The sequence below is a fragment of the Micromonospora sp. DT68 genome (assembly GCF_049847245.1).
Lineage (GTDB): Bacteria > Actinomycetota > Actinomycetes > Mycobacteriales > Micromonosporaceae > Micromonospora > Micromonospora profundi.
On the sequence record NZ_JBNCNZ010000018.1, the window covers coordinates 73,269 to 96,804 of the forward strand.

Annotated in this window: 26 protein-coding genes and 1 pseudogene; 17 read left to right on the plus strand and 10 right to left on the minus strand. The window is 71.6% G+C overall.

The genetic code is table 11. The features are described from left to right. Positions 1-197 precede the first annotated feature (197 nt). Both ffh and ACPXB1_RS25960 read left to right on the plus strand, forming a co-directional pair. Positions 198-1,754 (plus strand): signal recognition particle protein, encoded by a 1,557-nt coding sequence (gene ffh / locus ACPXB1_RS25955; protein ID WP_355593695.1) that lies wholly within the window; start codon positions 198-200, stop codon positions 1,752-1,754. Between the two features lie 90 nt (positions 1,755-1,844). Then, positions 1,845-2,924 carry an amidohydrolase family protein gene (locus ACPXB1_RS25960; protein ID WP_355593697.1) on the plus strand — a complete coding sequence of 360 codons (1,080 nt, stop codon included), beginning with the start codon at positions 1,845-1,847 and terminating at the stop codon, positions 2,922-2,924. A gap of 150 nt (positions 2,925-3,074) precedes the next feature. Here the strand turns inward: ACPXB1_RS25960 and ACPXB1_RS25965 are convergent, their stop codons facing one another. Beyond that, positions 3,075-3,677, minus strand: coding sequence for a TetR family transcriptional regulator (locus ACPXB1_RS25965; protein ID WP_425735898.1), 603 nt, complete (start codon positions 3,675-3,677; stop codon positions 3,075-3,077). A gap of 183 nt (positions 3,678-3,860) precedes the next feature. Here ACPXB1_RS25965 and proS point away from each other — a divergent pair, with 183 nt between their 5' ends. From proS to ACPXB1_RS26025, 12 genes are all read left to right on the plus strand, one after another. After that, complete coding sequence (gene proS / locus ACPXB1_RS25970) at positions 3,861-5,267, plus strand: proline--tRNA ligase (protein WP_425735899.1); 1,407 nt, start codon at positions 3,861-3,863, stop codon at positions 5,265-5,267. A 75-nt stretch (positions 5,268-5,342) separates the two neighbouring features. After that, the gene (locus tag ACPXB1_RS25975; RefSeq protein WP_355593703.1) at positions 5,343-5,990 is read left to right on the plus strand and encodes a DUF402 domain-containing protein; all 648 of its coding nucleotides are present in this window, start codon (positions 5,343-5,345) and stop codon (positions 5,988-5,990) included. Between the two features lie 230 nt (positions 5,991-6,220). Continuing rightward, positions 6,221-6,721 (plus strand): 30S ribosomal protein S16, encoded by a 501-nt coding sequence (rpsP, locus tag ACPXB1_RS25980; RefSeq protein WP_355593705.1) that lies wholly within the window; start codon positions 6,221-6,223, stop codon positions 6,719-6,721. Position 6,722: 1 nt separating this feature from the next. After that, the gene (locus ACPXB1_RS25985; RefSeq protein WP_053652449.1) at positions 6,723-6,956 is read left to right on the plus strand and encodes an RNA-binding protein; all 234 of its coding nucleotides are present in this window, start codon (positions 6,723-6,725) and stop codon (positions 6,954-6,956) included. Further along, on the plus strand, positions 6,956-7,513 hold the full coding sequence (gene rimM, locus ACPXB1_RS25990; RefSeq protein ID WP_355593707.1) for a ribosome maturation factor RimM: 558 nt from the start codon (positions 6,956-6,958) through the stop codon (positions 7,511-7,513). Before ACPXB1_RS25985 ends, rimM begins: the two co-directional genes overlap by 1 nt. A 13-nt stretch (positions 7,514-7,526) precedes the next feature. After that, positions 7,527-8,300: a tRNA (guanosine(37)-N1)-methyltransferase TrmD gene (gene trmD, locus ACPXB1_RS25995; RefSeq protein ID WP_425735900.1), complete on the plus strand. Its 774-nt coding sequence runs from the start codon at positions 7,527-7,529 to the stop codon at positions 8,298-8,300. Positions 8,301-8,443: 143 nt separating this feature from the next. Continuing rightward, entirely contained in the window at positions 8,444-8,800 is a 357-nt protein-coding gene (rplS, locus tag ACPXB1_RS26000; protein ID WP_053652452.1) for a 50S ribosomal protein L19, read from the plus strand. A 180-nt stretch (positions 8,801-8,980) separates the two neighbouring features. Next, positions 8,981-9,850 (plus strand): signal peptidase I, encoded by an 870-nt coding sequence (lepB, locus tag ACPXB1_RS26005; protein WP_355593711.1) that lies wholly within the window; start codon positions 8,981-8,983, stop codon positions 9,848-9,850. Between the two features lie 10 nt (positions 9,851-9,860). Continuing rightward, entirely contained in the window at positions 9,861-10,496 is a 636-nt protein-coding gene (gene lepB, locus ACPXB1_RS26010) for a signal peptidase I (protein WP_355593713.1), read from the plus strand. A 48-nt stretch (positions 10,497-10,544) separates the two neighbouring features. After that, positions 10,545-11,033, plus strand: a complete 489-nt coding sequence (locus tag ACPXB1_RS26015) for an NUDIX hydrolase (RefSeq protein WP_355593715.1) — start codon at positions 10,545-10,547, stop codon at positions 11,031-11,033. Further along, on the plus strand, positions 11,027-11,839 hold the full coding sequence (locus tag ACPXB1_RS26020) for a ribonuclease HII (RefSeq protein ID WP_355593717.1): 813 nt from the start codon (positions 11,027-11,029) through the stop codon (positions 11,837-11,839). Before ACPXB1_RS26015 ends, ACPXB1_RS26020 begins: the two co-directional genes overlap by 7 nt. Beyond that, positions 11,836-12,159, plus strand: coding sequence for a DUF2469 domain-containing protein (locus ACPXB1_RS26025; protein ID WP_007075222.1), 324 nt, complete (start codon positions 11,836-11,838; stop codon positions 12,157-12,159). Before ACPXB1_RS26020 ends, ACPXB1_RS26025 begins: the two co-directional genes overlap by 4 nt. A 49-nt stretch (positions 12,160-12,208) precedes the next feature. On the opposite strand, the gene ACPXB1_RS26030 is transcribed toward ACPXB1_RS26025, so the two are convergent. Together ACPXB1_RS26030 and ACPXB1_RS26035 are read right to left on the minus strand one after the other, a co-directional pair. Next, positions 12,209-13,336: a sulfite oxidase gene (locus tag ACPXB1_RS26030; RefSeq protein ID WP_425735901.1), complete on the minus strand. Its 1,128-nt coding sequence runs from the start codon at positions 13,334-13,336 to the stop codon at positions 12,209-12,211. Positions 13,337-13,515: 179 nt separating this feature from the next. Then, complete coding sequence (locus ACPXB1_RS26035; RefSeq protein ID WP_425735913.1) at positions 13,516-13,716, minus strand: hypothetical protein; 201 nt, start codon at positions 13,714-13,716, stop codon at positions 13,516-13,518. Here ACPXB1_RS26035 and ACPXB1_RS26040 point away from each other — a divergent pair. Beyond that, positions 13,652-14,128: pseudogene (locus ACPXB1_RS26040) on the plus strand (murein hydrolase activator EnvC family protein); the annotation flags it as partial. The gene ACPXB1_RS26035 and the pseudogene ACPXB1_RS26040 overlap by 65 nt on opposite strands. Positions 14,129-14,196: 68 nt before the next feature. On the opposite strand, the gene ACPXB1_RS26045 reads toward ACPXB1_RS26040, so the two are convergent. Further along, a complete protein-coding gene (locus ACPXB1_RS26045; protein ID WP_425735902.1) occupies positions 14,197-14,583 on the minus strand; it encodes a nuclear transport factor 2 family protein in 387 nt (128 codons plus the stop codon). A gap of 80 nt (positions 14,584-14,663) precedes the next feature. Between ACPXB1_RS26045 and ACPXB1_RS26050 the strand changes: the two genes are divergently transcribed. After that, positions 14,664-15,431 carry a helix-turn-helix domain-containing protein gene (locus ACPXB1_RS26050; protein ID WP_425735903.1) on the plus strand — a complete coding sequence of 256 codons (768 nt, stop codon included), beginning with the start codon at positions 14,664-14,666 and terminating at the stop codon, positions 15,429-15,431. Between the two features lie 80 nt (positions 15,432-15,511). On the opposite strand, the gene ACPXB1_RS26055 is transcribed toward ACPXB1_RS26050, so the two are convergent. From ACPXB1_RS26055 to ACPXB1_RS26080, 6 genes are all read right to left on the minus strand, one after another. Further along, a complete protein-coding gene (locus ACPXB1_RS26055; protein WP_355593725.1) occupies positions 15,512-16,693 on the minus strand; it encodes an aminotransferase class V-fold PLP-dependent enzyme in 1,182 nt (393 codons plus the stop codon). A gap of 44 nt (positions 16,694-16,737) precedes the next feature. Further along, positions 16,738-17,727 carry a tyrosine recombinase XerC gene (locus tag ACPXB1_RS26060; RefSeq protein ID WP_355593727.1) on the minus strand — a complete coding sequence of 330 codons (990 nt, stop codon included), beginning with the start codon at positions 17,725-17,727 and terminating at the stop codon, positions 16,738-16,740. A 187-nt stretch (positions 17,728-17,914) separates the two neighbouring features. Beyond that, a complete protein-coding gene (locus tag ACPXB1_RS26065; RefSeq protein WP_425735904.1) occupies positions 17,915-18,649 on the minus strand; it encodes a VOC family protein in 735 nt (244 codons plus the stop codon). 39 nt (positions 18,650-18,688) lie between these two features. Then, positions 18,689-19,915 (minus strand): DNA-processing protein DprA, encoded by a 1,227-nt coding sequence (dprA, locus tag ACPXB1_RS26070; RefSeq protein ID WP_425735905.1) that lies wholly within the window; start codon positions 19,913-19,915, stop codon positions 18,689-18,691. Continuing rightward, complete coding sequence (locus ACPXB1_RS26075) at positions 19,912-21,432, minus strand: YifB family Mg chelatase-like AAA ATPase (RefSeq protein ID WP_355593733.1); 1,521 nt, start codon at positions 21,430-21,432, stop codon at positions 19,912-19,914. The genes dprA and ACPXB1_RS26075 overlap by 4 nt, the downstream gene beginning before the upstream one ends. A gap of 39 nt (positions 21,433-21,471) precedes the next feature. After that, on the minus strand, positions 21,472-21,831 hold the full coding sequence (locus ACPXB1_RS26080; RefSeq protein ID WP_355593735.1) for a YraN family protein: 360 nt from the start codon (positions 21,829-21,831) through the stop codon (positions 21,472-21,474). 210 nt (positions 21,832-22,041) lie between these two features. Here ACPXB1_RS26080 and ACPXB1_RS26085 point away from each other — a divergent pair, with 210 nt between their 5' ends. Further along, on the plus strand, positions 22,042-23,322 hold the full coding sequence (locus ACPXB1_RS26085; RefSeq protein ID WP_425735906.1) for a hypothetical protein: 1,281 nt from the start codon (positions 22,042-22,044) through the stop codon (positions 23,320-23,322). Positions 23,323-23,536 lie beyond the last annotated feature (214 nt).

Genomic DNA, 23,536 nt, shown 5'->3' on the forward strand with positions numbered 1-23,536 from the left:
GCCCAGGCCGTGGCCGCTCAACCCACCACCGTCGGGAGCGCAGGCGGGTGGGCGAGGGCCCGCCCGCGTGGGGCCGGCGAGGCAGGCCGGGCCGGGCGACAGCGGCCGTGCGGTGGGCCGGTTACCCTAGCGGTGGCCGGACTCCGCAGTGCCGGCCGGGTTGTGCCCGCCGGAACACTGACAAACGGGATGTTCGCGTGTTTGACACCTTGAGTGACCGCCTGTCCGGGATCTTCACCAAGCTCCGCGGCAAGGGCCGGCTCACCGACGCCGACATCGACGCCACCGCGCGCGAGATCCGCCTTGCGCTGCTGGAGGCGGACGTCGCGCTGCCGGTGGTCAAGGGTTTCATCGCGGCCGTCAAGGAGCGTGCCCGCAGCTCAGAGGTCTCCCAGGCGCTGAACCCGGCCCAACAGATCATCAAGATCGTCAACGAAGAGCTGATCAACGTGCTCGGTGGCGAGGGGCGACGGCTCCAGTTCGCCAAGCAGCCGCCAACCGTGATCATGCTGGCCGGTCTCCAGGGTTCCGGTAAGACCACACTGGCCGGCAAGCTCGCCCGCTGGCTCAAGAGCCAGGGGCACCAGCCGCTGCTGGTCGCCGCCGACCTCCAGCGCCCCAACGCCGTCGGGCAGCTCCAGGTGCTCGGTGGCCGGGCCGGCGTCGAGGTGTACGCCCCGGAGCCCGGCAACGGCACCGGCGACCCGGTGCAGGTGGCCCGCGCGTCGATCGAGCACGCGAAGCGGGCGGCGCGCGACATCGTCATCGTCGACACCGCCGGTCGACTCGGCATCGACGCCGAGATGATGCAGCAGGCCGCCGACATCCGTGACGCCGTCCAGCCTGACGAGGTCATCTTCGTCATCGACGCGATGGTCGGTCAGGACGCCGTCCGCACCGCCGAGGCGTTCCGCGACGGCGTCGGCATCACCGGTGTGGTGCTGTCCAAGCTCGACGGTGACGCGCGTGGTGGTGCCGCGCTGTCCGTGCGCGAGGTGACCGGGCAGCCGATCCTGTTCGCCTCCACTGGTGAAAAGCTTGAGGACTTCGACGTCTTCCACCCCGACCGGATGGCCAGCCGCATCCTCGGCATGGGCGACGTCCTCACTCTGATCGAGCAGGCCGAGCAGGCCTTCGACTCGGATCAGAAGGAGAAGATGACCGCCAAGCTTGTCGGCGGCGAGCAGTTCACCCTTGATGACTTCCTCGACCAGCTCATCGCCGTACGGCGGATGGGGCCGATCGCCAACGTGCTGGCCATGATGCCCGGCATGGGGCAGATGAAGGACCAGCTGGCCGAGCTGGACGACAGCCACTTCGACCGGGTCACCGCGATCATCCGGTCGATGACCCCGGGCGAGCGCTCCAACCCGAAGATCATCAACGGGTCCCGCCGTGCGCGCATCGCCAACGGCTCCGGCGTCACAGTGATGGACGTCAACCAGCTGCTCAACCGCTTCGCCGACGCGCAGAAGATGATGAAGCAGATGGGCGGCATGATGGGCCTGCCCGGCGCCGGCCGGCGCAAGGCCACCAAGTCGCCGAAGAACAAGCGCAAGGGCACCAAGGGCGGCGGTCGTCCGCGTACCGGTGCAGGGATGCCGGGTGGCTTCCCGGGCGGCATGCCGCAGCTCCCGCCGGGGATGGACCCGAACGACCTCGCGGGTGGTCAGGGCCTCCCGCCCGGCTTCAAGCTTCCGAAGATCGACTTCAACAAGCTCGGCAAGGGCGGCGGCGACAAGGGCCCCCGCTGAGCCTGTCGGTGACGGCGGGCGGCGGTGTCGACCGCCCGGAAGAACGACCTGCTCGCCCTCGATGTGCGCTGATCGGGTAGGACTGTGCCCATGGCTCTTCATGTGCGCGGTGTGCTGCTCCCCGACGACGAGGTCCGGGATCTCTGGCTGGTCGACGACCAGGTGACCTTCACCCCGGTGTCCGGCGCGGAGACCGTCGTGGACGGTGGGTTCGTTCTCCCCGGCCTCGTCGACGCGCACTGCCACATCGGCATCGCGCGCGGCGGCACCCCGATCACCTCCCTCGACCAGGCCCGCACGTTGGCCCGCACCGACCGGGACGCCGGCGTGCTGGCCATTCGCGACGCGGGCTCGCCGTACCCGTACGCCGAGTTGGGCGACGAACCGGACCTGCCGCGACTGGCCCGCGCCGGCCGGCACGTCGCGCCGCCGAAGCGCTACCTGCGCGACATCGGGGTGGAGGTCGGCGCGCCCGACGTGGCCGCGACGGTCGCCGAGCAGGCGCGGGCCGGCAACGGCTGGGTCAAACTGGTGGGCGACTGGATCGACCGGGGCGTGGGTGACCTGGCGCCGGCCTGGGACGCCGACACCCTCACCGCCGCCGTGCGGGCCGCCCACGACGCCGGGGTACGCGCCGCGGTGCACACCTTCTCCGAATCCGCCGTCGAGATCATGGTGCGGGCCGGAGTGGACTCGGTGGAGCACGGCACCGGGCTGAGCCTCGACCTGATCGACGAGATGGCCCGCAGAGGCACCGCGCTCGTGCCCACGATGATCAACATCGCCACCTTCGGGGGCATCGCCGACCAGGCGCGGGACAAATTCCCCCAGTACGCCGATCACATGCTCTCGTTGCGCGACCGCTTCCCCGAGGTGGTGCGGGCGGCCCACGAGGCGGGCGTGCCGATCTACGTCGGTACCGACGCCGGCGGCGGCATCGACCACGGACTCGCCGCCGAGGAGATGTTGCTGCTGCACGAGCAGGCCGGAATGCCGGCGCTTGACGTACTCGCCGCCGCCTCCTGGGGCGCCCGGGAATGGCTCGGCTTCCCCGGGCTGGTCGAAGGCGGCCTCGCCGACCTGACCGTCTACCCCGAGGATCCTCGCCGCGACCTGCGCGTCGTCCGTGCCCCGTCCCGCACGATCCTCCGCGGTCGCGTCATCCGCTGACCCCACGCGCCCACGCGTTGTCTGTCGTGCCGCAAGATCACGCATGATCCTGGATGTAGTGGTATCGCACGACGTCGAAGCCACTACATCCAGGATCGAGCGCGATCTTGACCGGGCGGGGGCAGGGGTGAGGGGGGCGGGGCTGCGGGGTCACGGGTAGGGGCGGGCGGCGGCGGCGAAGAGGCGTACGGCCAGGTTGGTCAGGGCTGTGGCGGTCTGGTCGATCGCGTTGGCGGGGAGCACGATGTGGCTCACCACGAGCCGGACGATCGTGTCGGCGGCGAAGGTCAGCGCGGCCCGGTCCGCCCCGGGCAGTTGCCCGTCGGCCCACTCGATAAGCGCTCCGGACGCCTCGCCGAGCACCACCTCGGCCCGGGTGGTGAGGTACGGCAGCAGTTCGTCCGAGCCTCCCCGGGAGCTGGTCAGGATCGCCTTGACCAGTGGGTTGTCCGCAGCCGTGGCGAGGGTGTGCGAGATCGCCGCGTACGCGCCGGCCCGAACGTCGTCACCGTGCGCGACGAGTGCGGCCCGGACGTCGCCGACGAACCTGTCTACCTCACGTCGGGCGAGCGCCTCGGCCAGCCCGGCCTTGCTGCCGAACTCGTTGTAGACGGTCTGCCGGCTCACCCCGGCCGCGGTGGCCACCCCGCCCATCCGTACCGCATCCCAGCCGGAGGCGATGGTCCGCGCCCGCGCCGCGTCCACGATCGTGTCCCGCAGCCGCTGGCGCGGTGAATGCGTCGATTCAGTCATGATGATCGAAGTCTACGGTCGCGCCAACACATCAGCCCAGCGTCGCCGTAGCCGGACACAGCTGTAGCGAAGCGCAGATGGAAGCGGCGCTGCCGTTCAAAGGTGCTGGCGGAGCACCGGTCGGCGTGGCGTGGCGCCTCCCGGGCGCGGTGGCTCACCGTGCGGCGCATAGGATGTGCGGTCATGGCACGCGTGCTCACTCCCCGTGCGGAGGACTTCCCCCGCTGGTACCAGGACCTGATCGCCAAGGCGAAGCTGGCCGACAACGGCCCGGTCCGCGGGACCATGGTCATCCGACCGGCCGGCTACGCCATCTGGGAGCGGATGCAGGCCGAGATGGACGCCCGAATCAAGGCGGCCGGGGCGGAGAACGCGTACTTCCCTCTCTTCATCCCCGAGAGCTACCTCAAGCGTGAGGCACAGCACGTCGAGGGCTTCTCGCCGGAGTTGGCGGTGGTCACCCACGGTGGCGGCAAGCAGCTCGCCGAGCCGGTGGTGGTGCGCCCCACCAGCGAGACGGTGATCGGCGAGTTCATGGCCAAGTGGATCGACTCGTACCGGGACCTGCCGCTGCTGCTCAACCAGTGGGCGAACGTGGTCCGGTGGGAGCTGCGCCCGCGGATCTTCCTGCGTACCAGCGAGTTCCTGTGGCAGGAGGGGCACACCGCCCACGCCACCCGCGAGGACGCTCGGGCGTACGCGCGGCGGATCCTGCACGAGGCGTACGAGGACCTGATGGTCAACGTGCTCGCCATCCCGGTGGTGGTGGGTCTGAAGACCACCCGGGAGCGGTTTGCCGGTGCGACGGCGACGTACACCTGCGAAGGCATGATGGGCGACGGCAAGGCGCTTCAGTTGGGCACCAGCCACGAGCTGGGCCAGAACTTCGCCAAGGCGTTCGACATCAGCTACTCCGCCAAGGAAGGTGGCCGGGAGCACGCCTGGACGACCTCGTGGGGCACGTCGACGCGGATGCTCGGTGGCCTGATCATGGCCCACGGCGACGACAACGGTCTGCGGGTGCCGCCGCGGCTGGCCCCGATCCAGGCGTACGTCATGATCGTCAAGGATGGCGAAGGTGTCGGCGAGGCGGCGGCCAAGCTGCGCGACGCCCTGCGCGACGCCGGTGTCCGAGTCGCGCTCGACGACCGGACCGACACCGCGTTCGGCCGCCGGGCGGTCGACGCCGAGCTGCGGGGCTATCCGGTACGCGTCGAGGTCGGCCCCCGTGACCTGGCCGCGGGCAACGCGGTAGTGGTGCGCCGTACCGACGGATCGAAGTCCCCGACGCCGGTAGCCGACGTGGTCGCCGCGGTGCTGGCGGCGCTGGAGACCGACCAGCAGGCGCTGCACGACCAGGCGCTTGCCAACCGGAACTCCCGCACGGTGGAGGTGGCCACCCTCGCCGAGGCGATCGAGGCCGCCGCGACCGGCTGGGCCCGGGTGCCGTGGTCGGCGGTCGGCGTGGCAGGTGAGGCGGAGGCCAACGGCCAGGGCGTCACGGTGCGCTGCCTGGTACGCGCCGACGGCTCGGTGCCGGACTCGGAGGACGAGCCGGACCTGGTCGCCATCCTCGCCCGAGCCTACTGAGGTGTAAGGAAGGGCCCCCTACTAACGCCTGCGGTAGAGGAAGGGCCCCCTGCTAACAGCTCCGGAGGTTTTGCCGTGCGCTTCGCGCCGGGTCGGCTGATCATGCACCGGAACGTGCGCCACGGCCGGATCGGATGGGTCCGGCCGGGCCGGGTGGTAAGCGACGACGAGCGGGGTCTGCTGCTCTGGATCGCCCGGGACTCCCCGGTGGCCCACGAGGTGACCGAGGCCGGGCTGGGGATGCGGGCCGTGCCGTTCGCCGAGTGGATCTCGTCGACGTACCGGCTGGCGCACGGCCGCTGGAACGGCCCGCCGCTGTTGAAGTTCCTGCCCACCGGGGCGGCGCACTCCGTCTGGTGGTTCTGGGACGCCCACGGCCGGTTCGTCAACTGGTACGTCAATCTGGAGGAGCCCGGCGTGCGCTGGGACGACGGCCCGGTGGCCGGGGTCGACGTGGTGGACCAGGACCTCGACGTGGTGGTGTGGGCGGACCGCAGCTGGGAGTGGAAGGACGAGGGCGAGTTCGTCGAGCGGCTCGCCTTCGGCGACGACTACTGGGTGACCGACGAGAAGGCGGTCCGCGCCGAGGGCGAACGGGTGATCGCGCTCGCCGAGGCCGGCAAATTCCCGTTCGACGGCACCTGGTGCGACTACCAGCCCTCGCCGGAATGGGACGTACCGGATGAACTGCCCCCGGGGTGGGACCGCCCGCCGGTGCGCTGAGGCGGTGTTCCTGGTCACCGGTGACCCGCTGTACGGGTCCGGTGTGAGCGATCGGCGACGGATCTGGCAGAATAGGTCGCTGGTATCCGGCGCGCGTCCGGCGCCCTCTAACCCGGGCGCGTCGCCAGTCCACCGAGTTGTCTCCGGCCCAACCCCACTGTGCCGGTCGGCGCTCACCCATGCACACCGCCCGCACGGGCCGGTGAGATCGCAACAGGAGCGAAACAACTGTGGCCGTAAAGATCCGGCTCCTGCGGATGGGCAAGATCCGCAACCCGCAGTACCGCATCGTCATCGCCGACTCGCGTACCAAGCGTGACGGTCGTGCGATCGAGTTCGTCGGTGTGTACCAGCCGAAGGAAGACCCTTCGGTGATCGAGGTCAAGTCGGAGCGGGTCCAGTACTGGCTGTCCGTCGGCGCCCAGCCGAGCGAGGCGGTGCAGCGGCTGCTGGAGCTGACCGGTGACTGGCAGAAGTTCAAGGGCCTGCCGGCCCCGCCGCCGCTGCTTGTCGCCCCCGAGAAGGCCGACCGCAAGGCTGCGTACGAGGCCGAGTCGAAGGCCGCTGCCGGTCTGACCCCGGAGACCCCGGCCAAGCCGGCGAAGAAGGCCGCCAAGGCTGCCGAGGCTCCGAAGACCGAGGCGCCCGCCGCCGAGGCTCCGGCTGCCGAGGCTCCGGCTGCCGAGGCTCCGGCCGAGGCCCCCGCCGCCGACGCTGGTGAGCAGGCCTGACATGCCTCTGCGTCCGGCGTTGGAGCACCTGGTCAAGGGCATCGTCGAGCACCCGGATGACGTCCGGGTGCGGATGGTCGATTCCCGTCGGGGCAAGCGGCTCGAAGTCCGCGTCCACCCCGAGGACCTCGGCACTGTGATCGGGCGGTCCGGTCGGACCGCCAAGGCGCTGCGCCAGGTGATCGGCTCCATCGGCGGGCGCGGGGTACGCGTCGACATCGTCGACTCGTACTGATGCAGCTCGTCGTCGGAAGGATCGGCAAGCCGCACGGCGTCCGCGGTGAGGTCACCGTGGAAGTGCGGACCGACGAGCCCGAAGCACGGTTCGCCCCCGGCACAGTGATGAACACTGAGCCGGGGGCGGTTCCGCCGCCCGAGTCGGCGGACGGGCCCGGGGTGTTGTTCCGGGTTCCGGCCAAGTTGACCATCGAGGCTGCGCGCTGGCACCAGGGTCGGATGCTCGTCGCGTTCGACGGTGTCCTGGACCGCGACGGTGCCGAGGCGCTGCGCGGCACCCTGCTCGTTGTGGACAGCTCCGAGGTGGCCCCGCCGGAGGATCCGGAGGAGTTCCACGACCACCAGCTCGTCGGGCTGGCCGCCGTCACCCCGTCCGGCGAACGGCTGGGCGAGGTGGTCCGCATCGACCACGCGCCGTCCTCGGACCTGCTGGTGCTGCGGCGTCCCGAGGGGCGTACCGCGCTGATCCCGTTCGTCCGGGCGATAGTGCCGGAGGTCGACCTGGCCGGTGGACGCGTCATCGTCGACCCGCCAGCCGGTCTGCTCGATCTCTAAAGGGCCACCCCGCATGCGCGTCGACGTCGTGTCGATCTTTCCCGAATACTTCGCCCCGCTGGACCTGTCGCTGATCGGGCGGGCCCGTGCCAACGGCGTACTCCAGATCGCCGTGCACGACCTGCGGACCTGGACCCACGACGTGCACCGCACAGTCGACGACACCCCCTACGGTGGCGGGCCGGGAATGGTGATGCGTCCCGAGCCGTGGGGTGCGGCGCTGGACGCGCTCGCGCCCGCCGATGCCCCGCCGCCCCGGCTGCTGGTGCCCTCGCCGGCAGGGGTGCCGTTCACCCAGGCGATGGCGTACGAGCTGGCCGCCGAGTCGCACCTGCTCTTCGCATGCGGGCGGTACGAGGGGATCGACCAGCGGGTGTTGACGCACGCCGCGACCCGGATGCCGGTCACCGAGGTCTCGCTCGGCGACTACGTGCTCTTCGGCGGCGAGGTGGCGGTGCTTGTCGTCCTGGAGGCGGTCACCCGGCTGCTGCCGGGGGTGCTGGGCAACGCCGGCTCGCTCGACGAGGAGTCGCACGCGCACGGGCTGCTGGAGGCGCCGATCTACACGAAGCCGGCGAGTTGGCGGGGCCACGACGTCCCGGAGGTGCTCCGCTCCGGCGACCACGGCCGGATCGCCCGCTGGCGGCGCGAGGAGGCGTTGCTGCGTACCGCCGCCCAGCGTCCGGATCTGCTCGCGGCGTTGCCCGCCGACCAGCTCGACAAACGGGACATCGCGGCCCTGGATCGGGCCGGATTTCAGCTGCCGCCGGGAGATGTGGCAAAGTAGGGGGGTTGCCGCATCCGTCCGCGCCCGTGGACGGCTGCGAGGAGCCCCGACCGGGATCGGCCCGCCGACCGCCACCCGGGGTTCAGAATCACCCACCCGCGCACCGAGTGACGGTGCGCCGTGAGCCTTACGAGGACGCAGCGATGAACATCCTGGACGCCCTTGACGCCCAGTCGAAGCGGACCGACCTTCCCGACTTCCGTGCCGGTGACACCGTCAAGGTGCACGCGCGGGTCGTCGAGGGCAACCGGTCCCGTGTCCAGATCTTCCAGGGCGTCGTGATTCGCCGCCAGGGTGACGGTCTGCGCGAGACCTTCTCGGTCCGGAAGATCAGCTTCGGTGTCGGCGTCGAGCGGACCTACCCGATCAACGGTCCGGGCATCGACCGGATCGAGGTCGTGACCCGCGGTGCCGTGCGTCGCGCCAAGCTCTACTACCTGCGCGAGCTGCGCGGCAAGAAGGCCAAGATCAAGGAGAAGCGCGAGAAGCAGCCCAGCTGACCTCCGCTCGCCACGCCGCCTGAACTGCGCGTATGCCGTACCGACCGGACCGCACTACCCTGGTCGTACGGGCGCAGTCAGGCGGCGGCCCCGCCTTCGTGGCGGGCAGCCGTCCACAACCGCCCGGGAGCCTCGTCGAGGCTCCACGGGCGGTTGTGTTTCTGTGGACCGGGGAGTGGCGTGGTGCAGACGCTTGACGAGGACGGCGCCGTCGATCCGTGGCGCAGGCGGGCCCGCCGCAGCCGCCGTCAGATGCCCCTGTGGCAGGAGCTTCCACTGCTGCTTGTGGTCGCGTTCTGCCTCGCGGTGCTGATCCGCACGTTCCTGCTCCAGGCGTTCTTCATCCCGTCCGGGTCGATGGAGGACACCCTCCTCATCGGCGACCGGGTGCTTGTCAACAAGGTCGTCTACGACACGCGTGACCCGGTGCGCGGTGAGGTCGTCGTGTTCCGGGGCACCGACCGCTGGGCGCCGCAGGTCGACGAGCAGCCCGACCCGGGCTTCACCGGAAAGATCGCCCGTACGGTCGGCGACCTGGTCGGGGTGAGCCGCCCCGGCGAGAAGGACTTCATCAAGCGGGTCATCGGCCTGCCCGGCGACCGGGTCAAGTGCTGCGACAGCCAGGGCCGGGTCACCGTCAACGGCACCCCGCTGGACGAGCCGTACGTGGTGCGGGACTCCCCGCTGGATCTGCCACCCAACCCGGGGGAGTGCCGCTCGCGGCGCTTCGACGAGGTGGTCGTACCGCCGGGTCAGATCTTCGTGATGGGTGACCATCGGCTGGTCTCCCAGGACGCGCGCTGCCAGGGCCCGGTGCCGATCGACAACGTCGTCGGCCGTGCCTTCATGGTGGTGTGGCCGTCGTCGCGCTGGAGCGCTCTGCCGGTGCCGTCGACGTTCGACGACGTGTCCGGGCCGACCGTCGCCTCCACGCAGGCGCCTCCGGTCCGTCCCACGCAACAGGGTGGTGTGGTGCTGATTCTCCCGCTGGTGGCCGCGCTGGGGCGTTCCCGCGCGTTCCGGACGGTGACGTCCGGTCCGGCAACGTAGGCTCCTTGGCGTGATTGACGAGCAGACCGACAAGCCGCGCAGCTCCTTCTGGAAGGAACTGCCGATCCTGCTGGGTGTGGCGATCCTGGTCGCGGTGCTGGTCCGCGCCTTCGTGCTGCAGACCTTCTTCATCCCCTCCCCGTCCATGGAGAACACACTCAAGATCGATGACCGGGTGCTGGTCAACAAACTGGTCTACGACTTCCGGTCACCGCACCGCGGTGAGGTCGTCGTGTTCAAGGCCCCCACGGCGTGGAGCGGCAACCCCGACGGTGAGGACTTCATCAAGCGGGTGATCGGCGTCGGCGGCGACCACGTGGTCTGCTGCGACCCCCAGGAACGACTGGTGATCAACGGCAAGCCGCTCGACGAGCCGTACATCTTCTCGATGGAGGGGGTCCGCGACAAGCCGGCCGACCAGGAGTTCGACATCACAGTGCCGAAGGGGCGGCTGTGGGTGATGGGCGACCACCGGTCGGCCTCGGGTGACTCGCTGGAGCACTGGCAGCAGTCCGGGCAGGACATCACGGAGGCCACCATCCCCGAGGATGACGTGGTCGGTCGGGCGTTCACTGTGTTCTGGCCGGTCAACAGGGCCACCTGGTTGACAGTGCCGGATCAGTACGACGGCATCCCCAAGCCGTAACCGACACCGGGCGTGGGCGATCGGTCGCCGGTCTGGCAGTCTGGTGCGGTGACCGCCTACACCCTTCGACGCGCGGCCCGCGTGCTGCTCGTCGACGCGGCCGGCCGGGTGCTGCTCTTCCACGGCTTCGACCCGGCCCGCCAGGGGCACGACTACTGGTTCACCCCCGGTGGCGGGCTGGCCCCGGAGGAGTCGCCGGCGGCCGGCGCGGCCCGGGAGTTGGCCGAGGAGACCGGCCTGCGGCTGACCCCGTCCGACCTGGGCGAGCCGGTCTGGTCCGACGACATCGAGTTCCCGTTCGACGGCACCTGGTACCGCCAACATCAGGACTTCTTCCTGCACCGGGTGTCGTCGTGGCAGGTGGACACCGCGGGCTTCGACGACGTCGAGCGGCGCAGCATCGCCGAGCACCGCTGGTGGCCGCCGGCCGAGTTGGCGGCCAGCGACGAGCGGTACTACCCGGCCGAGTTGCCCGCTCTGCTGAGTCGCCTGCTGCAACCGACTGCCGGAGCAGGCCGGGGGGAGGCGTCGTGCTGACACCGCCGCGGACCGTCGTGCGCCGCGAGGCCGGCCTGTACGCCCTGGAGCGGGCCCTGCAGAGGCGCGGCTTCCGGCAGGTGGCCGGCGCCGACGAGGCCGGGCGGGGAGCGTGCGCCGGCCCGCTTGTCGCCGCCGCGGCGGTGCTGCCCGAGGGCCGGCGTGGCGAGATCGACGGGCTTGCCGATTCCAAGCTGCTCACCCCCGCCAGCCGGGAACGGGTGTACGCCGAGGTAGTGGACCGTGCGCTGGCGTACGCCGTGGTGATCATCCCGGCCGAGGAGGTCGACGCCAGAGGGCTGCACGTGTGCAACCTGGCGGCGATGCGTCGGGCGCTGGCCTCGCTCACCACCCGACCCGAGTACGTCCTGACCGACGGCTTCGGCGTGGACGGCCTGGGCGTACCGGGGCTGGCAGTGTGGAAGGGCGACCGGGTGGCGGCGTGCGTGGCGGCGGCAAGCGTGCTCGCGAAGGTCACCCGAGATCGGATCATGGTGGAGATGGACGAGGTGTTCCCGGCGTACGGTTTCGCCGAGCACAAGGGCTACATCACCCCGGAGCACAGCGCGGCGCTGCGGGAGCACGGGCCGTGCCGCGAGCACAGGTTCTCGTACGTCAATGTCGCAGCCGTCTCCGGCCGCGACGGTCGGCCGCCGCGCGCTCGGCGGCCCGTGGGCCCGGCCTCGGACGAGCCGATGGGGCGCTCCTGGGCGTCAGGGGGTACCGTCGGCGTGGCGTTGGGCGAGCAGCCTCGGCCTCCGGCGCCGGTGGGGGAAGATGTGGCCATGGAAGGCGGAGTGCGATGAGCGCGGAAGATCTCGAAAAGTACGAGACCGAGATGGAGCTGCAGCTCTACCGGGAGTACCGCGACATTGTCCGCCAGTTCTCCTACGTGGTGGAGACGGAGCGCCGGTTCTACCTGGCGAACCAGGTCGACCTGCACGTGCGTAACTCCGACGGCGAGGTCTACTTCGAGGTCGAGATGCACGACGCCTGGGTGTGGGACATGTACCGTCCTGCCCGCTTCGTCAAGAACGTCCGGGTGATGACGTTCAAGGACGTCAACGTCGAAGAGTTGGAGAAGCCCGACATCTCGCTGCCTGCCGACTCCGGCTTCGGGGGCTGACCCACTCGGCCGCACCACGGGCCCCCACCCGTGGCGCAGTCTTAGCCGGTCACTCGGCCGGCACCACGACCTCGACGCGCTGCACCAGGTTGTTGGCGAAACCGCCACGGTTCCACGGCTGCTCGACCGGCTGGGTACGCCCCGACGCGTCGGTAGCCCGTGCGCTGAGCACGTACCGGCCCGGCGTCGCCGTCCACTCGTGCCGCCACCGCCGCCAGGCGAATTCCCCGCCCGCTGCCGGGTCCAGCTCGGCCGGCACCCAGGTCGCCCCGCCGTCGACAGTCACCTCCACCGACACCACAGGCGCGTGCCCCGACCAGGCCCGACCGTCCAGGGTGCACGGTCCCGGCCGCACCACCCGGCGCCGCGACATGAAGTCGGGGAAACCAGGCGGGCGCACCAGCGCGCGAGGCTCGATCCGGGTGACAGGCACGCCCGGGTCGTCGGCGTCGCGGCGCACCCGGTAGGCCACCGCGTTCTGGTAGCCCTCGAACGGCTCCGTCCGGACCTCGACCGACCGTAGCCACTTCACGTGCGCCATGCCGTACCAGCCCGGCACGATGAGCCGCAGCGGCGCGCCGTGCTGCGGCAGCAGGGGAGAGCCGTTCATCTCGTACGCCAGCAGCACCTCCTCGCGCAGCGCGTCGGCGACCGGCAGGCCCCGCTGGTAGTCCTGCTCCACCCCACGCTCGACACCGTGATCCGCGCCGGTGAATACCACGTCCACAGCGTCCGGCCCGAGACCCGCCTCGCGCAGCAGCGGCGCCAGCGGTGTCCCGGTCCACTCGGCGTTGCCGACCGCCTCGACCAGCCAGGGCTGGCTCACCGGCCGGGGATGCAACAGCGCCCGACCGTTACCGGCGCACTCCAGGGTGACCTGGTGCGTGACCCGGGGCCGCTCGCGTAGCTCCGCCAGGGTGACGGCCAACGGCCGGTCCACCGCGCCACCGACGGTCAGCACGTGATCGGCAGGATCCACGTCCGGGATGTCGTAGTGGATCAGCAGGTAGTGCAGCCCGGCCGGCGTGACGTCGTAGCGCAGCGCCTCCAGCGGGATGCCGTGGTTGCGCGTGGCAAGCTGCAACTCCTCGGCACTGATCGCCTCGTCCGGCTCGGCGAGTCGGGACGGGTCACTCACGTCGGCCACCGTCGGCGTCCGGTCATCGACAGTGGTCATGCGGCCTCCCCGGTCCGTACGGCGGCACCCGCCGCACGCGGCCCAGCCTAGGCCCCCCCGACGACGTGGGCAGCGTCCACCAACCCGGACATAGCAGATCATCGACGTCGTCGGGTGGTCGTCCACAGGTGCTCCCGTCGTCCACAGATCGGTCGGCCGGGCTGGCGGATCACCCAGCCTCAACCGCAGGCTGCCGTCATGCGACAGCCATCCGCCCCGTGCGTCGGCTCGATCCGCCGCATCGCCCTGCTCTGCACCGCGTTGCCGCTCGCGCTGACCGCCCAGCTCTGCGGGCTGGCCGTGCTGGTAGCGGCGGTGCCCGGCCAATCACCGGCGCCTGCCGTGCCGCTCGCGGTGGCGATGGCGGCCTCGGTGGACACCGGCCCTCAACGGTTCCGTTGGCCTGTCGACGGGCCACCTCGTCCGGTGCGTCGCTTCGATCCGCCGCCCCGGCCGTGGCTTCCCGGACATCGAGGTGTCGATCTGGCCGCCCCGGCCAAAGCGGTGGTCCGCAGCGCCGGTTCGGGCACCGTGCTCTTCGCCGGTATGGTGGCCGGCCGCCCGGTGATCACCGTGGGGCATGCCGACGGGCTGCGGAGCACCTACGAACCGGTCCAACCGGCCGTACGCCCCGGCCAGCCGGTCGCCGCCGGTGCGCCTCTGGGTGAGCTGCTCCCCGGGCACCTGGGTTGCCCAGCCGCAGCGTGCCTGCACTGGGGGTTGCGCCGGGGCACGGAATATCTGGACCCGCTGGCACTGCTCGGCCTCGGCCGGGTGCGGCTGCTTCCGCTCGGCGCTGTTATCCAACCTGCCGTTCCGGGCAGCCGGGCACACCAGCGTCCTGGGCTGGCCGCCCCCGGTCAGCGCGGAGCGGACTCCCACCACGTCACATTGGCGGCAGCGTGGGCCACCGGCTCGATGATCTCCCAGGCCTCTGCGATGGACCCGTCGGCGATACGGAGGACGTCGACGACCACGATCTCCGATCCGCCGTCGGGTAGCCGGCGTCGCGAGTGCACAACCACGTGGTCACCGTCGGCCAGCAGGTGAAGGATGTCGACCTGCATGCCGGCGGTCGGGCCCAACGCGGCGTGGACAGCGGCGAGCCATTCCGCCCTGGTCGAGGTCGAATCCGGCCGGTGGTGGACGAAGTCGTCGCTGAGGAACGAGGCGAGCGTGTCGACGTCGCCCGTCTCGACCAGCCCCGCCAACGCACGCTTGACGATGCTCTTGTTCTCGGTGGTCATGGGCCCAAGTGTTTCCCCGGCCCGTCCGACTGTCGATGAACTCGCACTTCATGGCATCCGGCGCGACGATGAGTACGCTCATGATCGTGTATACGGTCGGGGAACTCCTGCGGCAGTGGCGGCGGCGCCGGGGGATCAGCCAACTCGACCTGGCGATCGCCGCGGACGTCTCGGCTCGTCACGTCAGCCTGGTCGAGACCGGTAAGTCCACGCCGAGCGCGGCCATGATCCTCCGGCTTGCCGATCAGCTCCACGTGCCGCTGCGTGACCGCAACCGGCTTCTGCTCGCCGCAGGCTTCGCGCCCCGGTACGCGGAGCGTCCGCTCGACGACACCGCCCTGTCGGCTGCCCTCGACGCGGTCCGCAGGGTCCTCCAGGCGCACGAGCCTTATCCGGCGCTGGTCTTCGACCGCAGGTGGAACATCGTGATGACCAACCGCGCGGTCGACCCGTTCTTCGCGCACGTCGCTCCGGATCTGTTGCGGCCCCCGGTGAACCTCGTTCGGCTGGGCCTGGACCCGCGCGGGCTCGCGCCCCTGGTCGTCAACCTGGCAGACGTGCGTGCGGTGTTCCGCAGCCGGATCTCGCGCCAACTCGCCGCCGCTCCCGACGCGGAACTCGCCGCACTCTACGAAGAACTGCTGAACCCGCTGCCCGAGGATCCGTCGGGCCAACACGTCGACGCCGACGTGGTCATCCCGATGATCCTCCGGATCGGCGGACGAGAGCTGCGGCTGTTCTCGACCATCACCACATTCGGCACCCCGATGGACATCGCTATCGACGAGATCGCTATCGAGTCCTACTACCCGGCAGATCCGGAGAGCGCCGCCTATTTCACGGGGTAGTGCCCGGTCTCACGGGGTAGTGCCCGGTCTCACGGGGTGGTGCCCGGCTTAACGGGGTGGTGCCTGGTGGGTAGAGCGGGTCAGCGTTGGGCGAGCAGGGCCGGCAGGCGCACGGCCAGCCGCTCGTACTCGTCGGCCGTGTTGTAGACCTGGCCGGTGAGCCGCAGCCACCCCCTGTTGCTCCAGCTCATCACCGCCACCTCGGTGGCGAGGCGTTCGCTGATCCGCGTCTGCAACGCCCGCGCCGCGTCGATGGTGGTTGCCGTGCCGGCCGGCAGCGGAATGAGGCGCAGGGACACCCCCGGCCCGCCGGGCTCGGGCAGGTCGGCGGGGCGCACTCCCAGAGCGTCCCCCACCACCCGCTGGCCGTACGCGGCGAGCGCGGCATTGTGCGCCCGTACCCGGTCCACGCCGAGACTGCGCATCGTGAACAGACCAGCCGGGGCTGCCAACCAGGAGGTGTAGTCGAGAGTCGCCTGCCACTCGACCCGGGCCGGAAAGCCCGAATCCTGCTCCCAGGAGACCACTAGCGGCTCGATCCGGTCCCGCCACTGGGGTGCCACAGCCAGTACTGCGGTCCCCCGTGGGGCGTACGCCCACTTGTGCATGTTGCCGGCCCAGAAGTCTGCGCCGATGCTGGCCACAGTTGTCGCCAGCATGCCCGGGGCGTGCGCGGCGTCCACCAGGACCGGCACGCCATGTTCGCGGGCAACCCCGACGATGGCGGCGGTCGGGAAGAGCTTGGCCGTGGCCGAGGTGAGCTGGTCGACGACGAGCAGCCGGGTACGTCCCGGGCGCAGGCCGGCGCGGATTGTCTGCACGATCTGCTCGTCAGTGGCGTCCAACGGGATCTGCAGGACCCTGCTGACCGCACCGGTGCGCCGGCACTCGCGCTGGATGCCAAGGCTCACCGCCCCGTACCCGTGATCGGTGCTGACCACCTCGTCACCGGGTTGCAGGCCCACCGACTGGAGCACCACGGCGACGCCTGTGGTCGTGTTGCCCACAAGGGCGCTGCCGTCGGGGTCGGCACCCAGGAACCCGGCGAGGTGCCGGCGGGTGTGCGCGATCCGGTCGACGAGCCCCTGGGTGAAGAACCGCAGCGGGTTGGACTCCATCTCGTCGCGCAACCGCTGCTGGGCTCGCTGCACGGCGATCGGTACGGCGCCGAACGAGCCGTGGTTGAGGTGGCTGACCGCCGGGTCCAGGGAGAAGAGCAGGCGGGCGCCCGGGATCGGCTCAGGAGGCTGCGGGACGCTCACTTGATGATCGTAACCGCCGGGGTCTTTCGTCCTCTGCCCGTTGATCAGGCGCGGGGGTGCGCCTGCCGGTACGCGGCGCGCAGCCGCTCCACCGAGACGTGCGTGTAGATCTGGGTGCTGGCAAGCGACGAGTGGCCGAGCAACTCCTGCACGGCACGCAGGTCCGCACCGCCCTCCAGCAGGTGGGTGGCTGCGGAGTGACGCAGGCCGTGCGGGCTGGTCCGGGGGAGGCCGGCTGCTTCGGCGTACGCGCCGACGACCTGCCGCGCCGTGGTGGGGTTGAGCCGTCCACCCCGCGCGCCGAGCAGCAGCGCGTCACCCGAGTGGTCGCCGACAAGTGCCGGGCGGCCCCGGCGCAGCCAGTCGTCCAGGGCACGCTGCGCCGGCACCCCGTACGGCACCGACCGCTCCCGTCCGCCCTTGCCGAACACCCGGATCACCCGACGTCCGTGGTCGACATCCCCGATGTCCAGGCCGCAGGCCTCACTGATCCGCACGCCGGTGGCGTAGAGCAGTTCCAGCAGAACCCGGTCGCGCAGCGGCACCGCCTCGGCCGCCGCGGTTTCTGTCGGATCCGATGGTGGCCCGGCTGCCGGCGGCGCCGGTCGGGCCGGCGCCTCGACCAGGGCGGCGGCCTGGTCGGCGCGCAGGACGGTGGGCAGCTCCCGGTGCGCGCGAGGGCTGGCCAGTGCGGCACCCACGTCGGAGGGGAGTAGCCCGGCCCGGTGCGCCCATGCGCTGAACGCCCGCGCCGAAGCGGCCCGCCGCGCCAACGAGGTGCGGGCCGCGCCTGTGGTTCGCTGCCGCGCCAACCAGCTGCGCAGCACGGACAGGTCCAGCTCGGCCAGGTCGACGCACCCCATCCGTACGGCGTGGTCGAGCAGCGAGACGAGATCCGTGACGTACGCGCGGACGGTGTGCGCCGAACGGTTACGCACCCGGGACAGGTGCTCGGCGAAGTCGTCGACGGCGTCGCGCAGCGGCGGTGGTAGAGCCTGGTGCATGGCCCGGCTGCCCCGGTCGGTCCGGCTCATCGCGGCCGCACCGACCGCACTGACCGCACCGACCGAGCCGACTGCGCCGACTGGCACGGCCGTGCCGATCCCGCGGTCACGCGGGCCCGTCGCTCGGGCCGGGCGTCCTCAGTGACTGCGCACACGGGGCCAGCCTACGGTCGAGCCGGACCGTTGTGGCGTCCTGCGTGGCTGACGAGGGTCGGTATCAGGCTGGGGAGAGGAGGCAGAACTCGTTGCCTTCCGGATCGGCGAGGACCGTCCACGGGACGTCCGGGCCCAGGTCGATGACTGTGGCCCCGAGAGCGCGCAATCTGGCCGCCTCGGTTTCCACGTCGTCATCCGGGTACGGGCGGACGTCGAGGTGGACGCGGTTCCAGCCGGTCTTCACGTCAGGCGTGCGGAGGAACTGCAGATACGGGCCGACGTCCTTTGCGGACCGCAGCACGGCGTTGTGGTCGGTCACCTTGTGCACGGTCCAGTCCGTGGCCTTGCCCCAGAACTCGGCCATCGCCCGCGGGTCGGCGCAGTCGACCACGACAGTGGCGATCGGTCCGGTGTCCCGGATCGGGTCGCGCCAGTCCAGCACGCAGAACTCGTTGCCCTCCGGATCGGCAAGGACCGTCCAGGGGACGTCACCCTGGCCTACGTCGGCGGGTGTCGCGCCGAGGTCCATCAGGCGCGTGACCAACTCCGCGTGTTGGGCCGCCGAATCGGTGGCGAGGTCGACGTGCACACGGTTCTTCACCGTCTTGACCTCGGGGTAGCCGACGAGGTCGATGCAGACGGCCGTGGGATCGGGATAGACGAAGCCCGCCGGTTCGAGGTTTGTCACGCCGGGTCCCTCGCTGGACATCTCCCAGCCCAGCGCCGCCGCCCAGAATGCGCCGAGCGCGGAGTGGTCCCGAGCCTTCATGTTGATCTGTACGAGCCGCGTTGCCATGCCGGCGATGGTAGGTGTTCTGGGCCGTGGACAGGGGACCTAGGACGACCTGAGGGCTTCCGTCTCCGTTGGTGCCCGCGTCCCGCGCTTCGGGTTGGCGGGTGGGGCGAGGGCGTAGCCCTCCTCGCGGCGCACCACGAGGGCCAACTCCTCCAACAGCGACAGTTTGCGCAACGCGGTTCGCAGGTCGACACCGGCGCGGGCAGCGAGGGCGTCCACACCCCGTACGCCTCGGCGGGGCAGCGCCTCCAACAGGGACCGCGCGTCGTCGTCGAGGGTGTCGGCGGGCCGCTGCGGACCTCGGGCGAGCGGGGCGAGGTCGGCGCCGATCCGGCCCACCTCCTCCAGGACGTGTGCCACGCCGGTGACCAGCCGCGCCTTCGGCTGCTCGCGGAGCAGTTCGTGCGCGCCGACGGACATCGCCGAGGTCACCGGCCCGGGGACCACCATCGCCACCCGGCCGGTGTAGATGGCCCGTCGCGCGGTCTGCGTTGCGCCGCTGCGCGCCGACGCCTCGACCACAACGGTGCCGACGGTGCCTCCGGCGATGACCCGGTTGCGGATCAGGAACCGGGGCCGCAGCGGCTCGGCGCCGGGCGGCCACTCGCTGACCAACAGGCCGGTGTCGGCGATCCGGTCGAAGAGCGCGGTGTTGCCGACCGGGTACGGCCGGTCCACCCCGCAGGCCAGCACCGCCACTGTCACACCGCCGGCGTTGAGGGCGCCCCGGTGGGCGGCCGCGTCGATGCCGAACGCCCCACCGGAGACGACAGTCCAGTCCCGCTCGGCCAGCCCGTACCCCAACTCGGTGGCGACGTGCTGCCCGTAACCGGTGGCGGCCCGTGCCCCGACCACTGCCACCGAGCGGTCCAGCGCTTCGCCGAGCGGCCAACCCCCGCGTACCCAGAAGCAGAGTGGTGGGGCGGTCTCGACGTCCACCCGGCGGCCGGCGTCCGGTAGGCGCAGGGTGGCCAGCCCGGCTACCCGGGCAGGCCACTCGTCGTCGTCGGGGGTGACCAGCCGGGCGCCGAGCCGGTCGGCCCGGGCGAGGGCTTCGGCAGCCACCGCCCGCGCGTCGCCGGCCGCCGATCGGGCCGCCACAGTGCTGTTCAGCTGGGCGTCCGGACTGCCGCCGTCGAGCAGCAGGTCCAGCGCCGCCACCGGGCCCAGTCGGTCGACCAGGTGGTACACGGCCCGGGTGCCTGGTTCGGCAAGCCAGGTCAGTGCCACCCGGGCCAGCCTGCGCTCCTCATCGGTGCCGCTCATGCGTGCTCCCCCGTCCGTAGTTGAATCGCCTCCCGTACGTCATCGCGGTCCGGCCGCTCCCGGCCGTCCAGATCCGCGATCGTCCACGCCATCCGGATCACCCGGTCGAAGCCACGCGCCGACAGCGAGCCGGAGTCGAGCCGTTTGCGTAGCTCGGTGGTGGCCTGCGCCGGCAACCGCCACGGCGGCCGGCGCAGGTGCGGGCCTTCCACCTCGGCGTTGAGCCGCCGCCCGAGGACGGCCCAGCGTTTGGCCGCCGCCTGCCGGGCCGCCGCCACCCGGGCGGCGACCGTCGCCGAGGACTCGGCGTCGCCCTCGGCCGCCATCAGCTCCGCGGCCCGCAACGGCATGAGCCGCACCTGCACGTCGATGCGGTCGAGCAGCGGCCCGGAGAGCCGACCCAGGTAGCGGCGACGGGCCAGCGGCGAGCATTCGCAGTACGCGTCGCCTGCCGGTTTCGCGCACGGGCAAGGATTGGCCGCCAACACCAGCTGGGTCCGGGCCGGGTAGACGGTGCCGCCTCCGCTGCGGCTCAACTGCACCTGGCCGCTCTCCAGCGGCTGCCGCAGCGCCTCCAGGGCGCCCTTGCTGAATTCGGGAGCTTCGTCCAGAAACAGCACCCCCCGGTGGGCGAGCGACACCGCCCCGGGACGGGCCAACCCCGAACCACCGCCGACCAGGGACGGGACCGTGGCGGTGTGGTGCGGGGCCTGGAACGGTGGGCGGCGCAGCAGCCGGCCGCCCGGTGGCAGCAGCCCGGCGACCGAGTGCAGCGCCGTCACCTCCAGCGCCTCGTCGTCCTCCAACTCGGGAAGGATCGACGGCAGTCGTTCGGCGAGCATCGTCTTGCCGGCTCCCGGCGGGCCGAGCAGCGCCACGTGGTGCCCGCCTGCGGCGGCTACCTCAAGCGCGCGCCGACCCATCTGCTGCCCGGCGACGTCGGCGAGATCCGGGCCGCCGGTGCTCGGTGCCGGGATGGCCGCCGGGGGGTCGATCAGAGGGCTGCCGTCGCGGACGAAGGCGACCAGCCGGTGCAGTGTGTCCACGGCCCGCACCCGTACGCCGGGGATGACCGCTGCCTCGGTGGCGTTGCCGACGGGGACGATCACCCGGCCGACACCGGCCTTGGCTGCTGCCGCGACCATCGGCAGGACTCCACGCACCGGTCGGACCGTCCCGTCCAGCCCCAGCTCCCCGAGGACCACCACCCCCTCCAGGGGAAGCAGCGGCAGTTCGCCGGAACCGCCCAGCAGCGCGGCGGCGATGGCCAGGTCGAACGCCGAGCCGAACTTCGGCAGCGTGGCCGGCAGCAGGTTCAGCGTGATCCGCCGGTTGGGCCAGCGCTGGCCGGAGTTGACCACAGCGGCGCGGACCCGGTCCCGGGCCTCGTGCAGAGCGGTGTCCGGCAGCCCGGAGATCACCACCGCCGGTAGTCCGGCGGCCAGGTCGGCCTCGACCTCGACGAGGTGGCCGGTGACCCCGACCAGCCCCACGCACAGCACCTTCGCGTAGCTCACGGCACGTCACCGCCGGCCCGGCCCCGGACGGCGCGCATCTCAGAACGCACCCTTGAGGTGGTCGACCTGGGCCGCGCCGGTGTCGGGCAGCCGCACCGAGAGAACGTCGAACCGCACCTCGTCGGCTGTCGTACCGGTCTCGGCCAGCCAGCGCGCGGCGAGTCCGCGCAGCCGGCGGGCCTTGGCCGGCACGACCGCCTCCGCCGGGGTGCCGAAGGCGTCGCCCCGGCGGGTCTTCACCTCGCAGAAGGCGAGGACCGGCCCGTCCCAGGCGATGATGTCGATCTCCCCGTCGGGACAGCGCCAGTTCCGGGCGATGGGCCGCAACCCCGCCTCGGTCAGGTGTCGGGCGGCGCACCGTTCGCCGTACGCGCCGACCGCCTGGTTCCGCTTCGTCATGGGCGGCACGGTGCCTGCCCGGACCCGACCGCCGCGACCCCGAATGCCCGCGCCTGTGGACAACGGGTGTCCTGTGGACAGCCGAACGATCATGCCTGCGGTGTGCTAGGCGAACCTCGATGCGGTGCAGGTGCCCAGGTGAGGTGGGCGACCACTCAACGCGCCGGCCTGGAATGGCGTCGACGCAGCCGGTCGAATACGGTGCCGGACGTGGACGGACGACGGAGTTTTCCCGAAGACCAGGAGCCGCGCTGGTATTCCGACGAGCGCGGTCGCGCCTACGGCGAGTCGGACTGGCGTGGCACGGGTGAGCCGCGGTACCGGGACGACAACGTTCCCGAGCAGCGGGGCGCCGAGAAGGACAGCCTCGGCGAGAGCGAGTCTGGTCGATTCGCTGCCGTACCGGACCGGGTCGGCGAGCCGGACTCCGGGCGTTTCGGCGCTGTGGATGCCGCGCGGTTCGGCACGACCGAGCCGGACTCCGGCCGTTTCGGCGCGGTGAATATCGCGCGTTTCGCCTCGACCGAGCCGGACTCCGGCCGCTTCGGTGCTGTGGAGAACGCCCGGTTCGCCTCGACCGAGCCAGACTCGGGACGCTTCGGTGCCGTCGACGCCCAACCCGGGCGGTTCGGCGCGATCGAGGCCGATTCCGGGCGTACCGCATCGGTCGATCCGCTGGGTGAGACCCGGCCGGATCCGGACGGTTACCGGGCCAGCCGGTCATGGCGGGCGGACCGGGACCCCTCGGAGGTCTCCGGTGAGTTGCCCGGGCGCCGGGCTGCCCGGGATCCTTCCGAGGTCTCCGGTGAGTTGCCCGGACGTCGGGCGAGCCGGGACCCTTCCGAGGTCTCCGGTGAGCTGCCCGGGCGCCGGGCTGCCCGGGACCCTTCGGAGGTCTCCGGCGAGCTACCCGGACGTCGGGTCGCCCGGGAGTCGACCGGGACGGGTTCCCCGCTGGCGGCGGGCACCGACGAGGGCGCACAGGTGACGCCCGCTGCGGATCCGCCGGTCGCCGCGCTCGCCGACAATGCCCGTCCCGCACCGTTCGGCGGGTACCCGATCGTCGAACCGAACCGGGGCGGTGAGCAGCCGCACCCGCTGGAGATGCCGACCGGACCGATGCCGGGGATCGGCCCCCGCCCGGACCTGCCCGCAGTCGAGCCGCCCACGTATCCGCCGGCCACCGATGGCGTGTATCGCACCCGCCGCCCGGCCCTGGCCGTACTCTTCGCCCTGCTGGTGTTGATCTTCGAGGTTCCCGCGGTGCGGGTGCTGCTGGCGGGCGTCACAGGCGATCCCGTGGACGCCGGCAACGTGGTGGTGGGTATCGCCCTGGTCGCCGGGCTGCCGATCTTCGCAACCGGGCTGTACGGGCTGCGAACCGGAGGTTTGGCGCTCTCCGACAGCGGCAGGGGCTGGTTGCGCCCGCCGACTGCCTACCTGACCGTCGGCCTGGTGCTCTTCGTGGCCGCCGCACTCGCCGCGGGCTGATCCGCCCGGCCCGCCGCGCGCTCGACGACCTCCGAGCGGCCGGCCGATCCCCCGCAACCAGGAACTGGGCGACCGGTGATCCCCAAGAACCAGGAAATAGTGGCCTCCGGCGACGCGGAGGCCACTATTTCCATGAAGTAGCGCGATCAAGGGGCCGGGGCGGCGCGTGCACCCGGAGGTTGGGGCTGGGGGCGGCGCTCGCACCCGGAGGTTG

What these genes read in the sequence shown, in the direction of transcription:
- ACPXB1_RS25960 (WP_355593697.1), top strand. Translation starts at nt 1,845, where the DNA reads ATGGCTCTTCATGTGCGCGGTGTGCTGCTCCCCGACGACGAGGTCCGG.
- ACPXB1_RS25965 (WP_425735898.1), bottom strand. Translation starts at nt 3,677, where the DNA reads ATGACTGAATCGACGCATTCACCGCGCCAGCGGCTGCGGGACACGATC.
- proS (WP_425735899.1), top strand. Translation starts at nt 3,861, where the DNA reads ATGGCACGCGTGCTCACTCCCCGTGCGGAGGACTTCCCCCGCTGGTAC.
- ACPXB1_RS25985 (WP_053652449.1), top strand. Translation starts at nt 6,723, where the DNA reads ATGCCTCTGCGTCCGGCGTTGGAGCACCTGGTCAAGGGCATCGTCGAG.
- rimM (WP_355593707.1), top strand. Translation starts at nt 6,956, where the DNA reads ATGCAGCTCGTCGTCGGAAGGATCGGCAAGCCGCACGGCGTCCGCGGT.
- trmD (WP_425735900.1), top strand. Translation starts at nt 7,527, where the DNA reads ATGCGCGTCGACGTCGTGTCGATCTTTCCCGAATACTTCGCCCCGCTG.
- rplS (WP_053652452.1), top strand. Translation starts at nt 8,444, where the DNA reads ATGAACATCCTGGACGCCCTTGACGCCCAGTCGAAGCGGACCGACCTT.
- ACPXB1_RS26025 (WP_007075222.1), top strand. Translation starts at nt 11,836, where the DNA reads ATGAGCGCGGAAGATCTCGAAAAGTACGAGACCGAGATGGAGCTGCAG.
- ACPXB1_RS26030 (WP_425735901.1), bottom strand. Translation starts at nt 13,336, where the DNA reads ATGACCACTGTCGATGACCGGACGCCGACGGTGGCCGACGTGAGTGAC.
- ACPXB1_RS26045 (WP_425735902.1), bottom strand. Translation starts at nt 14,583, where the DNA reads ATGACCACCGAGAACAAGAGCATCGTCAAGCGTGCGTTGGCGGGGCTG.
- ACPXB1_RS26050 (WP_425735903.1), top strand. Translation starts at nt 14,664, where the DNA reads ATGATCGTGTATACGGTCGGGGAACTCCTGCGGCAGTGGCGGCGGCGC.
- ACPXB1_RS26060 (WP_355593727.1), bottom strand. Translation starts at nt 17,727, where the DNA reads ATGAGCCGGACCGACCGGGGCAGCCGGGCCATGCACCAGGCTCTACCA.
- ACPXB1_RS26065 (WP_425735904.1), bottom strand. Translation starts at nt 18,649, where the DNA reads ATGGCAACGCGGCTCGTACAGATCAACATGAAGGCTCGGGACCACTCC.
- dprA (WP_425735905.1), bottom strand. Translation starts at nt 19,915, where the DNA reads ATGAGCGGCACCGATGAGGAGCGCAGGCTGGCCCGGGTGGCACTGACC.
- ACPXB1_RS26080 (WP_355593735.1), bottom strand. Translation starts at nt 21,831, where the DNA reads ATGACGAAGCGGAACCAGGCGGTCGGCGCGTACGGCGAACGGTGCGCC.